Source organism: Microbacterium yannicii (assembly GCF_024055635.1).
GTDB classification, from domain to species: domain Bacteria; phylum Actinomycetota; class Actinomycetes; order Actinomycetales; family Microbacteriaceae; genus Microbacterium; species Microbacterium yannicii.
In genome coordinates, this window is record NZ_JAMXMB010000026.1 from 1 (window position 1) to 13,016 (window position 13,016).

General features: G+C 72.5%; 11 protein-coding genes. 6 read left to right on the plus strand and 5 right to left on the minus strand.

The annotated features are described in order from the left end of the window. Nucleotides 1-98: 98 nt before the first annotated feature. From hpf to mtrA, 5 genes are all read right to left on the minus strand, one after another. Complete coding sequence (hpf, locus tag NCG93_RS10920) at nt 99-758, minus strand: ribosome hibernation-promoting factor, HPF/YfiA family (RefSeq protein WP_194414085.1); 660 nt, start codon at nt 756-758, stop codon at nt 99-101. A 120-nt stretch (nt 759-878) separates the two neighbouring features. After that, on the minus strand, nt 879-1,592 hold the full coding sequence (locus NCG93_RS10925) for a phosphoribosyltransferase family protein (protein WP_194414923.1): 714 nt from the start codon (nt 1,590-1,592) through the stop codon (nt 879-881). 159 nt (nt 1,593-1,751) lie between these two features. Continuing rightward, on the minus strand, nt 1,752-3,455 hold the full coding sequence (locus NCG93_RS10930) for an LpqB family beta-propeller domain-containing protein (protein WP_194414086.1): 1,704 nt from the start codon (nt 3,453-3,455) through the stop codon (nt 1,752-1,754). Continuing rightward, nucleotides 3,452-5,200 (minus strand): MtrAB system histidine kinase MtrB, encoded by a 1,749-nt coding sequence (mtrB, locus tag NCG93_RS10935; RefSeq protein WP_194414087.1) that lies wholly within the window; start codon nt 5,198-5,200, stop codon nt 3,452-3,454. Before mtrB ends, NCG93_RS10930 begins: the two co-directional genes overlap by 4 nt. A 7-nt stretch (nt 5,201-5,207) precedes the next feature. Beyond that, nucleotides 5,208-5,888: an MtrAB system response regulator MtrA gene (mtrA, locus tag NCG93_RS10940; RefSeq protein ID WP_194414088.1), complete on the minus strand. Its 681-nt coding sequence runs from the start codon at nt 5,886-5,888 to the stop codon at nt 5,208-5,210. Between the two features lie 222 nt (nt 5,889-6,110). Here mtrA and NCG93_RS10945 point away from each other — a divergent pair, with 222 nt between their 5' ends. The 6 genes from NCG93_RS10945 to aqpZ all read left to right on the plus strand — a co-directional run bounded on the left by NCG93_RS10945 (nt 6,111) and on the right by aqpZ (nt 12,990). Continuing rightward, nucleotides 6,111-7,631: a DUF7847 domain-containing protein gene (locus NCG93_RS10945; RefSeq protein WP_194414089.1), complete on the plus strand. Its 1,521-nt coding sequence runs from the start codon at nt 6,111-6,113 to the stop codon at nt 7,629-7,631. Beyond that, nucleotides 7,622-8,305, plus strand: coding sequence for a DUF4129 domain-containing protein (locus NCG93_RS10950; protein ID WP_194414090.1), 684 nt, complete (start codon nt 7,622-7,624; stop codon nt 8,303-8,305). The genes NCG93_RS10945 and NCG93_RS10950 overlap by 10 nt, the downstream gene beginning before the upstream one ends. Beyond that, nucleotides 8,302-9,501, plus strand: coding sequence for a DUF4350 domain-containing protein (locus NCG93_RS10955; protein ID WP_206687606.1), 1,200 nt, complete (start codon nt 8,302-8,304; stop codon nt 9,499-9,501). Before NCG93_RS10950 ends, NCG93_RS10955 begins: the two co-directional genes overlap by 4 nt. Beyond that, the gene (locus NCG93_RS10960) at nt 9,498-10,520 is read left to right on the plus strand and encodes an AAA family ATPase (protein ID WP_372495976.1); all 1,023 of its coding nucleotides are present in this window, start codon (nt 9,498-9,500) and stop codon (nt 10,518-10,520) included. The genes NCG93_RS10955 and NCG93_RS10960 overlap by 4 nt, the downstream gene beginning before the upstream one ends. Nucleotides 10,521-10,633: 113 nt before the next feature. Continuing rightward, on the plus strand, nt 10,634-11,935 hold the full coding sequence (locus NCG93_RS10965) for a DUF58 domain-containing protein (protein WP_194414091.1): 1,302 nt from the start codon (nt 10,634-10,636) through the stop codon (nt 11,933-11,935). A 257-nt stretch (nt 11,936-12,192) separates the two neighbouring features. Then, nucleotides 12,193-12,990 carry an aquaporin Z gene (aqpZ, locus tag NCG93_RS10970; protein ID WP_194414092.1) on the plus strand — a complete coding sequence of 266 codons (798 nt, stop codon included), beginning with the start codon at nt 12,193-12,195 and terminating at the stop codon, nt 12,988-12,990. Nucleotides 12,991-13,016: the final 26 nt, after the last annotated feature.

The following is a 13,016-nucleotide window of genomic DNA, read 5'->3' on the forward strand; positions in this document are numbered from 1 at the left end:
CGGCCGCACCCCTATTCTGCGTCAGGCTTGTTCTGCCTCAGGCCTTCGCCTCACGGGCCGCTCTCCCACGCTCGCGCGTCGGGCTGCGGTCCGACGGCTCAGGATGCCAGCTCCTCCGGCTGCGCCTGCGTCGTCAGCGAGATGACGCCGTAGTCCCAGCCCTTGCGGCGATACACCACGCTCGGGTGGTCGCTGCGGGCGTCGATGAAGAGGAAGAAGTCGTGTCCGACCAGCTCCATGCGATCGACGGCCTCTTCGACCGACATCCATTCCGGGTGGAACTCCTTCGTCCGGATGACGACGGGCGTGTACCCCTCTTCCTCCTCGTTGCCGGTGACGATCGGGATCTCGCCCGTCGCGACGGCGCGGAGCACGTCGACGGATGCGGGCTGCACATCGATCCCCTGGATCGCGCCGCTGCCCTTCTCGAACTTGGCTCCCCGAGGGTGGTTGCGCGCGTCGACGCGCTTGTCCTTCGCGCGACGCAGCTGCTCGCACAGCTTGTCGACGGCGAGGTCCAGGGCGGTGAATTTGTCGCCGTCCGTGGCTTCGGCCCTGATGACGGGGCCCTTGCCGTTGACGGTGAGCTCTACGGTCTCGTCTTCCACACGGCCGTTGTGGTAGGCGCGGTGGGTGACCTTGACATCCACGCGTTGCGCGCGGGGAGCGAGGTTCTCGATGCGGGCGGCCTTCTCCTCGACGACTCCGCGGAAGCGATCCGTGATCCCCACTCCCACGCCGACGATGCTGGTTTCCATCCCTGCCTCCTTGTTCCGGTCCGCCCGGCCAAGGGCGGACCATCAGTCGCCTTGTCATCCCCACGCTAGCCCGGCGTCCGGACTCTGTCACCTGTGAGTTTCGAATGCGACGGATCCCGTTCATGTGGCTGTGCCAGGGCGGCGGGGCGTCGCCGCGACGGTCACCGCGGCGACCACCTCGACGCCCGCAGCCCGCAGCGCACGGACCGCCTCGGCGAGGCTCGCGCCGGTCGTCACGACGTCATCGACGACCACGACTCGCAGCGGCGTCACGGGTCGCGTCTGCTCGCCGACGCCGACGTCGGCACGACGAGGCGTCGATGGCCGCATGGTCGCCACCATGCTGTGCGCGACGTTGCGCCGCCGGGCGTCGCGGTCGAGGCCGCGCTGATCGTCGGTGCGACGCGCATGGCGAAGCAGCCGGCGCACCGGGCGCCTGGCACGGCGGAGCAGCAGCTCCGGCACCCGGAATCCGCGCCGACGGTATGCCGCGCGCGACGTCGGCATGGGCACCGCCACGCAGCCGGCAGCCCCCGCTCGATCGAGGGCCGCCGCGAGCGCCGGAGCCACTGCGACGGCGAGTCCGGTCCGACCCTCCTCCTTGATCGCCCGCAGCACCCGCGCCGCGACGCCGGCGAACGCCAGCCCGCTCCACACCTCGACCGCGCCCCCGGGTGCGTCGACGACCCGCACTCGCAGGTCGGGCTGCAACGCGAGCGCGCAGCGCTCGCACAGCGCGACGTCGGGCTCATCGCATCCCGCGCACCAGACCGGGAGGAGGAGGGCGAGCGCATCGGCGCATGCCTCGCGCACCGCGACCACGATCTCCCTCATCACGCGAACAGCCTCGCGCGTGGTGCCGTCGCCCCGCAGATGCCCGAAGGGTTCCGTGGACAACCGGACGCAGCGCGCGCTTGTGGAGGAGACCTGGTGCGGCGCAGCGCCTGGTGCGGCGGCGAGCCTGGTGCGGACGGTGGCCGGCGCGGAGGAGAGCTACTGCGGCGAGCCCTGTTGCGTCGCGAGCACCATGATGCCCGTCGCGGTCGGCTGCCACGCCGTGCCGCGCCTGACGTAGAGCGTGCCATCGTCCGCGCGCAGGCGCAGACTCGAGATCCCGGTGCCACCGGCGATCGACGCCATGCCCGACGACGTGTTCGACAGCGACGTCGGTCCACCGACGACCTGCTCGACGACGGTCGATTCGGACTCCGCGCCGGCGAGCACCCCGACGCTCACGTCGTCGATCCAGGTCACGCCGATCCGCGCGTCGCCGACCGCCGCGCCGCCGATCACCGCCAGCTCCATGGGGACGCCCAGCCGCACCGGCACGCCATCCTCGCGCACGACTCCCGCAACCGACAGCACGCTCCGGCCCCCCGAGCTCACGACGGCCGCCATGCGGGTGCCGTCGCGCGAGAGGGCCATGCCGGCGATGGCCGTCGCATCGGTCCAGGCATCGGCGACGTCGATCGGATCGCCGTTGGGCAGGAAGGCGCGCAGGGCCGAGGGCTGATCCTGGGGCACGCTCCACACGATCCCGGCATCGTCGATGACGGGATCGACCAGGCCAGGGCGCGCGTCGAGCGGCTCGGGGTCGGCTCCGGCGGCGTTGAGGCGCACGATCTGGCCGGAGGCGAGCTTCGCCGCGGCGAAGTCGCGCTCGGCGCCCACCTGCACGCTCACGGGTGCCGCCGTCTCGACGGCATCCGACAGACCAGGGATCCTGTCGACCTCGTCACCGCTGAGGAAGCCGAAACCCGCCTCCGTCAGCACCAGCGGCGCCGCCGGCACGCGTGTCGAGCGCACCGCCACCGGCTCGGCGTCGACCGGCGTGGACTCAACGGTCATCACGACCTCCGTCACACCGGCGGTCTTGAGGCTCTCCTCCAACTGCGTCAGCATGCGGTCGAGCGCCTCGCGGTTGGCACCGAGGACCCCCGTCGACAGCGCGACCTCCGCCACGCCGTCGGCGTCGACCGGGACGGAGGGCACCACCGTTACGCCGTCCGGAAAGGCGGTCGCGACGGACTCCGCCAGCCATTCGCTCGGAAGCTCGTTCACCAGCGCCGCGGCGATGCTGCCCGCTGCCTTCGTCACGGGGAACCAGCGCACGTCGGGCACGAGATACCGCCAGGACTTGTCGAAGTACATCAGCGGGTACCGGTGGAAGACGATCGGGAACTGCGCGTCTTCGAGCCAGATGCCGTCGGGGACCTCCGTGATCCGCCACTCGCCGTCCGCCTGCTTCTCGAGGCGGAACTGCTGACTGCCCGCCGCGAGATCGGCTCGCTGGTACGCGCCCTTGTCGTCGACCGTGGCGGCGACGTCGAAGGCGAACTCGACGACGCCCTCGTCGGTCTCGACGTAGTCCCGTTCGGCCCGCTCGTCCACGATGACGCGCGCCTCGGGAACCCAGTCCTCCGCGATCGAAGGCGCCAGGAACTCGCGCGCCACGTCCCATCGGCCCAGGACGCCCGGGCCCGAACCCGCATCGATGAAGCCCTCGACGATCTGCGTGGGCGTCGCTCCCGGCTGGGGCCGGTTCGGAATGAAGACGAGGTTCTGGGAGCCGTTGCCCGCTCCCCCGTTCTCGAGACCGTACTCGGGCGGTCCGCCGGTCGGGAATCCGGCGCAGCCGGTGACCACGAGTGCGCACAGCGCGAGGACGAGGGCGAGGATGCGGCGAGCGCGGGTCACGAGGCCCCTCCTTGCGACGTGCCGGCCCCGTTGCGCGGCGGGGCGACCGTGCCCCCGCCGGTCTCGCCGCCGGCTGAGCCATGAGGCACCTCGATCGGTGCCGTGAGCCCGAGGTCTTCGAGCGGTGCCACCGCGTCGTCTCCGGGATCGATGGGAAGGGGAGAGGCTCCGTTCAGCGGCGTGGCCTGCCGTGGGAGCGTGAGCACGAAGTTGGTGCCACGGCCGGGCTCCGACCAGAGTGCCAGCTCTCCCCCGTGCAGCTTCGCGTCCCCCAGCGCGATCGACAGACCAAGACCGGTGCCCCCGATCGTGCGCTTGCGCGACGGATCTGCGCGCCAGAAGCGGTCGAACACGTGCTCGACATCCTCGGGCTTCATCCCCAGGCCGAAGTCGCGCACGCCGATGGCGACCGCCTGCTGGTCGCTGTCGACGGTGACCACGATGGGACGGCCCTCGCCGTGCTCGATCGCGTTGCCCAGCAGGTTGCGCACGATGCGGCGCACCCGTCGGGGGTCCATGTCGACCGGAGAGTATCCGCCGGGCGCGACGAGGCGCACGTCGGTGCCGTGCTGCTCGGCGAGCTGCTCCATCGAGCCGATGACGTCCTCGGCCAGGTGGGCGAGGCTCGTCGGCTCGAGCTCGAGCTGCACCGACCCGGCGTCGTACCTGCTGATCTCGAGGAGATCCGTCAGCAGCGTCTCGAACCGCTGCACCTGCGCGTTGAGCAGTTCCGCTGCGCGCGCCGTCGCGGGATCGAAGTCGGCGCGCTGGTCGTTGATCATGTCGGCGGCGAGGCGGATGGTGGTCATCGGCGTGCGCAGCTCGTGCGACACGTCGGACACGAAGCGCTGCTGCACGAGGGAGAGCTCGGCCAGCTCCTTGATCTGCGACTCGATGCTGTCGGCCATCGCGTTGAACGAACGGCCCAGGGTGGCCAGCTCGTCCTCGCCGTGCACCTCGAGTCGCACGTCGAGGCGGCCGGCGGCCAGCATCGCGCTGGTGTCGGCGGCCTCGCTGATCGGGGTGGTGACCGATCGCAGCACGAACCACGCGATGCCGCTGATGAGGAGCACCAGCCCGATGCCGACCACCCACAGCGTCCGCTGCACGAACGTGAGCGTCTCCGGGGCGTTCGCCAGGTCGTAGGCGAGGTACAGCTCGTACGACGCGACACCCTCGATGGCGAGCTGCTGGCCGACCATGATGCCGGGCAGGCTCGTGCCGGCTCCACGCGGCAGCTCGACCGGCTGCCAGATCTGCTGATCGGGGTTCGTGCGCACGAGCGACCGCATCGCCGGCGTCAGCAGGTCGGGCATCACGGCTTCCGCGGTGCTGAAGTCCTGAGGCGCGTTGGGCACCGGGGGGCCGATCCGGTACGCCGCGACCATCTGGGCCGACGACTGATCGCGCAGGGCCGTGAACGCGAGCGTCATGACGTTCTCCCGCTGTACGACGTCGCTCTGCACGGCGGCGTCGAGCGTGCGCTGCGCCGCCGCACGAGCCTGCTCGGCGTCGAGGAGCACCTGGTCCCGGCGCGAGGCGAAGAGGTCGTTCTGGATCGCGAGCGCCATCCAGACGCAGGCGACGACGACCGCGAGCGCCGTCAGCCCGATCGTCACCAGAAGGGTGCGGAACCGCAGCGATCGCCGCCATAGACCGGCGATGTCGGCCGGCCATGCCCGCCACAGCCGCCACCACGGCACATGCCCGCGCGTGGCAGAGACGCCCGTGATCGGCGCGGTCACCGGAGCCTCAGACCACGGCGCCGGCGCGGTACCCGACGCCGCGCACCGTCGTGACGATCTTCGGGTTGTCGGGGTCCTTCTCGACCTTGGCCCGCAGCCGTTGCACGTGCACGTTCACCAGGCGCGTGTCGGCCTTGTAGTGGTAGCCCCACACCTGCTCGAGCAGCATCTCGCGCGAGAACACCTGCTGCGGCTTCGATGCGAGTGCGACAAGCAGCTCGAACTCGAGGGGCGTGAGCGCGATCGGGCCGTCGCCGCGACGGACCTCGTGCGCCGCGACGTCGACGGTCAGATCCCCGATGCGCAGCGAGTCGTTCGACTGCTGACTCGCGGGGCGCAGCCGCGTGCGGATGCGGGCGACCAGCTCTTTGGGGTTGAACGGCTTGACGATGTAGTCGTCGGCGCCCGACTCGAGGCCCTTCACGACATCCGCCGTGTCGGTGCGCGCCGTGAGCATGATGATCGGGATGCCGGACTCGGCGCGGATGCGGGTGCAGATCTCGATGCCGTCCATGCCGGGCAGCATCAGGTCGAGCAGGATGAGGTCGGGGCGTTCGGTGCGCCACACGTCGACCGCCTGGGCGCCGTCCGCGCAGAACACCGTGTCGAATCCCTCGGTGCGCAGCACGATGCCGATCATCTCGGCGAGGGCGGTGTCATCGTCGACCACCAGGATGCGTGAAGTCATCGCGCGCGTTCGTTCCTTCTCTCCAGGCACAGACGGCACGCGCCGTCCCCATGCGCTTCACACAGAGTAGTCGACACGGCCTGGGGAGCGGCCGAGCCTCGCCCGAGCGCACGCCGTGAGCTCCGCGGGAGGGCGGGTGCGGCATCCGGTCCATGTGGAACGATAGGGAACAGCCGAGCCTCGCCGTCCCTCGACAGCGCGGCGCCGACGGAGAGGGGAAACGTGTCCGCATACCCGGCCTGGACGCCGGCGTCCCGCCCCGGGATCATCCCGCTGCACCCGCTGTCGTTCGGCACGATCCTGGGCCGTTCCTTCGCGGCGCTGCGGCAGAACCCCCGGGTGCTCCTCGGCTTCGCCCTGGTCGTGCAGACCCTCGCCTACGTCGTGGTGCTCGCGGGCGTCCTCGGGGTGATGTGGGCCACCTTCTCGCGCCTGAACACGCTGCAGCCCGGCACGGAGGAGTACGACACCATCCTCGCCGGGTCGATCGCGCTCACCGCCATCGCCGGCCTCGTGCTGTCGCTGGCGGCCGGCGCGCTCAGCGTCATCGTTCAGGGCATCGTCGTCGTCGAGGTCACGCACGCGGCGGTCGCAGAGAAACTCACGCTCGGCGCGCTGTGGCGGCAGGTCAAGCCGATCGCGTGGCGACTGATCGGCTACTCGCTGCTGGTGGTCCTCGCAGTGGTCGCCCTCGTGACGGTCGCGGTACTCGCGATCGCTGGCATCGCCATCGCGGCGCCGCCGGCGGCGATCGCGCTCACGATCGTGGTCGTGCTCGCCGCGGTCCCGCTCACGTGGTGGCTCATGATCAAGCTGCTGCTCGTGCCGGCGGCGATCATCATCGAGCACGCCACGATCCTCCAGGCGCTGTCGCGCTCGTGGACCCTCACGCGCCGGCGCTTCTGGCCCGCCCTCGGGATCATCATCGTGATCAGCGTCATCTTCGCCGCCGTGGCGCAGGTGGTGAGCCTGCCGATGAGCTTCCTGTCACTGGGCCTCACCACGATCATCGCGCCGACGGGCGCACCCGAGCCGACGGCGATCATCGGCTTCATCGCCGCGGCGCTGCTCACACAGGTGCTGACGCTCCTGCTGCAGTCGGTCGCGGTCGTCGTGCAGTCCACAGCGACCGCACTCATCTACATCGACTGCCGGATGCGCCGCGAGGGACTCGACCTCGATCTGCTGGCGTATGTGGAGCGACGGGATGCGTCGTCGCTGTCCCCGCTCGGCTCGAGTGCCGAGGCCGCCGGCCTCGGCGACCCCTACCGCGAGCACATCGGGCGTGCCATCGCACCGCGCGGTGTGCCGGGCGCGTACCTGCCCGGGTACGGGGCATACCCGCCCGGGTACGATGCGTACCCTCCCGGGTACGGGCAGGCCGGCTCCCCCGTCCAGCCGGCGTATGGGGCGCAACCCAGAACATACGCAGCACCGCCCGCATACGCACAGTCCGTGTACGGGGCGCCTGCCTCTGCCGCACCGCCCGCGTACGCCCCGCAGCAACCGGGCCAGGCGGCGCCGCCGGCGTACGGCGCACCCGGCTCTCAGCCCGCGTACGGTGCACCCGGCTCTCCGCCGGCGTACGGTGCATCGCCGGAACCGCGGCCTGCCACATCCGCCGCCCCGCCGGCGTCCCCGGCCCCTGACGCCGCACCGGCCGCGGATGCCCCGTCCTCGACGGCGTGGACCGCCCCTGGGGTCCCGTCCGAGGGCGCCGACCGCGACTCGCCGTGGTCCTGACCTCCGCCCTGCGCGCGCTTGCGCGTGCCGCTGACGCCGTGCCGCCGCTCACGCCCGACGGCGACGAGGCACGTCGCTGGGCCGAGGAGGAGCTGTCGGATCCTTCGTACGACATCGCCGAACCCACGCCGTTCGACCGCATCGCGCGGGCGATCGGCGACTTCATCGCCTCGCTGCTCAACCCCGATCTCTCCGGCGGATGGGGTTCGACGTTCGCGCTCGTCGCCGGGATCGTCGTCGTCGTGATCATCGTGGCCGCATTCCTGATCTGGGGTGTGCCGCGGGTCTCGCGCCGCGCGGCGGCGCGCACTCCCCTGCTGTTCGGCGAGGCCGAGCACCGTTCGGCGGCGGAACTCCGCGCCGCCGCCGCCGAACGGGCGCGGGCGTCGGACTGGGAGGCGGCTATCGTCCTGCGCTTCCGCGCGCTGGCCCGCGGCTGCCTCGAACGCGGTGTCGTCGACCCGCCCCCCGGCGCGACGGTGCACGGATTCGCGCGCGCCGCCGCCCGCGCATTCCCGGCCCTCGGAGACCGGCTGGAGGACGCCGCGACGGCGTTCGACGACGTGCGCTACCTGCGGCGCCCCGGCACCGCGGAGCTCTACCGGCTCGTGACGTCCGTCGACGACGCGGTCGCCTCGGCACAGCCGGCGGCGCGCGAGGCGGTGCCGGCGTGAGCACGACCGCCACTCCCCCGCGGCAGGCTGCCACCGACGTCCCGGCCCCGACCGGGCGACGCCGCCGCGTCGCCGCGTGGGTCGGGATCGCCCTCGCACTTCTCGTCGTGGGCGGCATCGGCGGCGCCGTGTCGGAGGCGAACCAGTGGGCCCAGCGCGGCGCCCTCGACCCCGACTCCGCCGGTCCCGCCGGAACGCGGGCCCTCGCCGAGATCATGCGCCGGCACGGGGTCGATGTCGTGGTCGCCCGGGACCGGGGTGCCGCGTCCCAGGCCCTCGCCGCAGGCCCCGCGACGCTGGTGATGCCCGATACGCCGGCGCTCTCGGACGACGCCGTGGCCGACCTCGCCGGCGGTGCCGACGATGTCGTGCTCATCGAACCGCGCGCACGCACCCTCGAGCTGCTGCTGGCCGGCTCCGCGCCGGCAGGCGTCGCCCCGGACGCCGACGTCGACCCCGACTGCGACGTGGCCGATGCCGTCCGCGCCGGTGCGGTGGCGCCCGGCGGCGTCTTCGACGCGGGCGACGGCGTCGCCGCCTGCTATCCCGCCGGTGACGGCTTCGGTCTCCTCGTCCGCTCCGACGACGGCGGCCGGGCCGCGGCCGTCGACGGCCGCGCCCTCTTCACGAACGAGCACCTCGCCGAGAACGGCAACGCGGCGCTGGCGGTGAACCTGATGGCGCGGCATCCGCTCGTCGTCTGGTATCTGCCCGGCCCGGGTGACACCGATCTCGCCGACGCCGACCCGTCCCTGGGTGAGCTCACGCCGCCCTGGGTGAGCCCGGTCATCGTGCTGCTGCTCGTCGCGGGGGTGGCCGCGGGCATCTGGCGGGGGCGCCGGTTCGGGCCGCTCGTCGCCGAGCGGCTGCCGGTGACCGTCCGCGCCGCCGAGACCACGGAGGGCCGGGCGCGCCTGTACGCGCGGGCCGGCGATCCACTGCACGCCGCGGACCGGCTCCGGATCGGCGCGCTGCGACGCCTCGCCGCTCTCCTCGGGCTCGCCGCGAACGCCGCGGCCCCCGAGGTCGCCGACGCCGCCGCGGGCCGCACCGGACTCGACCGCCGCGCCGTGCGCGGCATCCTGCTCGACGAGATCCCCGCGAGCGACGCCGAGCTCGTCGCCCTGAGCACACGCCTGAGAGACCTGGAGGACGCCGTGCGCACGGCGGTCCGCCCCGAAAGGAGACCCCGATGACGGATTCGCCACCGGCGCCCAGCACGACCGCCGACGGTGCGGCCGACCGCCCGACAGCAGCCTTCGACGATGCCGCGCTGCGAGACGCGATGAACCGCGTGCGGCTGGAGGTCGGCAAAGCCGTCATCGGGCAGGACGGCACCGTGACGGGCCTCCTCATCGCCCTGCTGGCGCGCGGACACGTGCTGCTGGAAGGCGTGCCCGGTGTCGCCAAGACGCTCCTCGTGCGGGCGTTCTCGACCGCGCTCGGCCTCGACACCACGCGGATCCAGTTCACGCCCGACCTGATGCCGGGCGACGTCTCGGGCTCGCTGGTCTACGACGCCAAGACCGGAGAGTTCGAGTTCCGCGAGGGACCGGTCTTCACCAACGTCGTCCTCGCGGACGAGATCAACCGCACACCCCCCAAGACGCAGGCGGCGCTGCTGGAAGCCATGGAGGAGCGCCAGGTCTCGACCGACGGCGTCACCCGGTCGCTTCCCGATCCGTTCCTCGTCGCCGCGACGCAGAACCCGATCGAGCACGAAGGCACGTACACCCTGCCGGAGGCCCAGCTGGACCGGTTCCTGCTCAAGCTCATCGTCGACGTGCCGGCACGGGATGCCGAGCTCGCGGTGCTGCGCCGGCACGCCGGCGGCTTCGACCCACGAGACCTCGCCGGTGCGGGCCTGCGCCGCGCCGCCAGCGCCGACGAGATTCGCGCGGCACAGCGGGCCGCGGCATCCGTCACCGTCTCGGACGATGTGCTCGGCTACATCGTCGACCTCGCGCACGCCACCCGCCAGAGCCCCTCCGTGCAGCTCGGCGTCAGCCCGCGTGCCGCGACCGCGCTGCTGGCGGCGTCGAAGGCGTGGGCGTGGCTGGGGGCGTACCCCGCCATCACGCCCGACCACGTGCAGACGATGCTGCTGCCGACGTGGCGGCACCGCATCCGCCTGCGACCCGACGCCGAGCTCGAGGGCGTGTCGGTGGATGCCGTGCTCGGCTCGGTACTCCAGCAGACCCGTGTGCCGATCTAGGAGCGGTCGGTGAACCAGGGATCGATCGAACCGTCGGGAGCCCGCGCGCACCGCGCCGGCGGCCGGCGGCGGACAGCGCCTGAGGCGACTCCGCGCGAACGGGGCGGTTCCCGGTGTACCTGACCGGTCGTCTGCCGCTGCTCATCGCCCTCGGCGCTGTGCCCGTGGTACTGCTGTCGGCCGCGGGGATCGACGCCTGGCTCACGGCGGCGGGGTGGGTGCTGCTCTGCCTGATAGCCGCGCTCGCCGACGCCGCAGCGGCACCGGATCCGCGTCGGATGACGGTGCGGCGGCGTCTTCCGGGCCGCGTGCTCCTCGGACAGCCCGTGCGGGCCGAGCTCGTGCTGGGCAACGCGGGTGAGCGCACCGTGCGCGGTCGCGTACGCGACGCCTGGCAGCCGACGGCCGGTGCACCGACCGAGCGCGCGGCGATCGACATCCCCCCACGCGAGTCGCGGACGATCGCCGTCGCGCTGCAGCCCCGCCGCCGCGGTGAACTGCGATCGCGCTTCGTCGTGGTGCGATCCGACGGACCGCTGCGCCTCGCCGGGCGCCAGGCGCGCCTCGACGAGCCGGGCACCCTGCGCGTGCTGCCGCCGTTCACCGCACGGCGGCACCTGCCCTCGCGGCTCGCGCGACTGCGCGAGCTCGACGGCAACACGAGCGTGCAGGTGCGTGGCCAGGGAACGGAGTTCGACAGTCTGCGCGAGTATGTGCGCGGCGACGACGTGCGCTCCATCGACTGGCGCGCGACGGCGCGGTCGAGCACGACGATGCTGCGCACGTGGCGCCCCGAGCGCGACCGGCACGTCGTGATCGTGATCGACACCGGACGCACGGCGGCGGCACGCGTCGGCGACGGCGTGCGGATGGATGCCGCGATGGAGGCCGCGCTGCTGCTCGCCGCGCTCGCGACCCGGGCCGGGGACCACGTGCACCTGCTGATGTTCGACCGCGCCATCCGGGCCCGCGTCACGCGCGTCGACGGCCCGGGACTGCTGCCGGCGATGGTCGACGCCATGGCGCCGGTCGAGCCCCAGCTGATCGACACCGACTGGGATGCCGCCTTCGCCCAAGTCCGCCTGCTCACCTCGCGCCCCTCGCTCGTGGTGCTCCTCACGGCACAGGATGCCCCCGAGGCCGCCCGCGGCTTCCTGGGGTCGCTGCCGGCGGTCGCTCGCGGCGCGCACGTGCTCGTCGGCGCCGTGACCGACGAGCGTGATCCCCCGCCCGAGCGCCCCGACGCCGCCGACGTGTACCGGGCCGCGGCCGTGGAGCAGGCCTCGCACGACGCCGCCGTCGTCGCCGCCGCCATCCGCCGCGCCGGCGGGGAGGCGATCGCAGCCACTTCCGAGGACCTGCCGCCCCGCATCGCGGACCGGTACCTCGCGCTCAAGGCCGCCGGGCGGCTCTGAGGTCGCAACACCGGGTCTCGGCATCCGAGGTCCACGCTCCGGTTCGGGGCGCCCGCGCACGTTCGGGGCGCGCGACGCACGCCCCGAACGCAGCTTGCGCGCCCCAAGCACGGGAAGACGCCGAAACGGCCGGCGAGGAACCCCTGAACACGCCGCGAAACCCCGAGCAGCGGGTGTCACACACCGACACTCCGCGCGCGGTTCCTGGGAAATCGCTGGACGGAGCGCTAGCCTCACGACGAGGAAAGGAGTCCGCCATGCCGGATACCGCAATCCCGCCCACCACGGCGAACAGACTCGTCGCGGAGGCTCTCGGAACGTTTCTGCTCGTCTTCGGCGGCGTCGGCACCGCGCTGTTCGCCGCGAACTTCCCCGCAGATGCGGAGAGCAACCCGCTCGGCGTCGGCTTCGTCGGCGTCGCACTCGCGTTCGGCCTGACCGTCGTGGTCGGCGCCTACGCCTGGGGTCCCGTCTCGGGGGGCCACTTCAACCCCGCGATCACACTCGGACTCGCCGCTGCGGGCCGCTTCGAGTGGAAGAACACCATCCCGTACATCATCGTGCAGCTCATCGGCGGCGCGCTCGGCACGACGCTCATCGTGCTGATCGGCATCTTCGGCACCGACAACTGGCTCGCCAACGCGCAGGACAGCGGCTTCGCGTCGAACGGCTACGGCACCGGCGACTTCGGCTCCCCCGGCGGCTTCGGCCTCGGCGCCGCGATCATCGCCGAGATCCTGCTGACGGCGATCTTCGTGCTGATCATCCTGGGCGTCACCCACTCGACGCGTGGCACCGCGGCGCTCGCGCCGCTGGCGATCGGCCTGACGCTCACCCTCATCCACCTCATCTCCATCCCGATCGACAACACCTCGGTGAACCCGGCCCGCTCCATCGCCGCGGCGATCTACGGCGGCCCCGGCCCGCTCTCGCAGCTGTGGGTGTTCATCGTGTTCCCGATCGTCGGCGGTCTGCTCGCCGGTCTCCTGCACCGCGCGCTGTTCGAGCCCAAGGGCACGCTGCCGCCGGTGCAGGCCACGGCCCGTCTGGAGTAGGCGCCCCGCACACAGAAGAGCGGCCC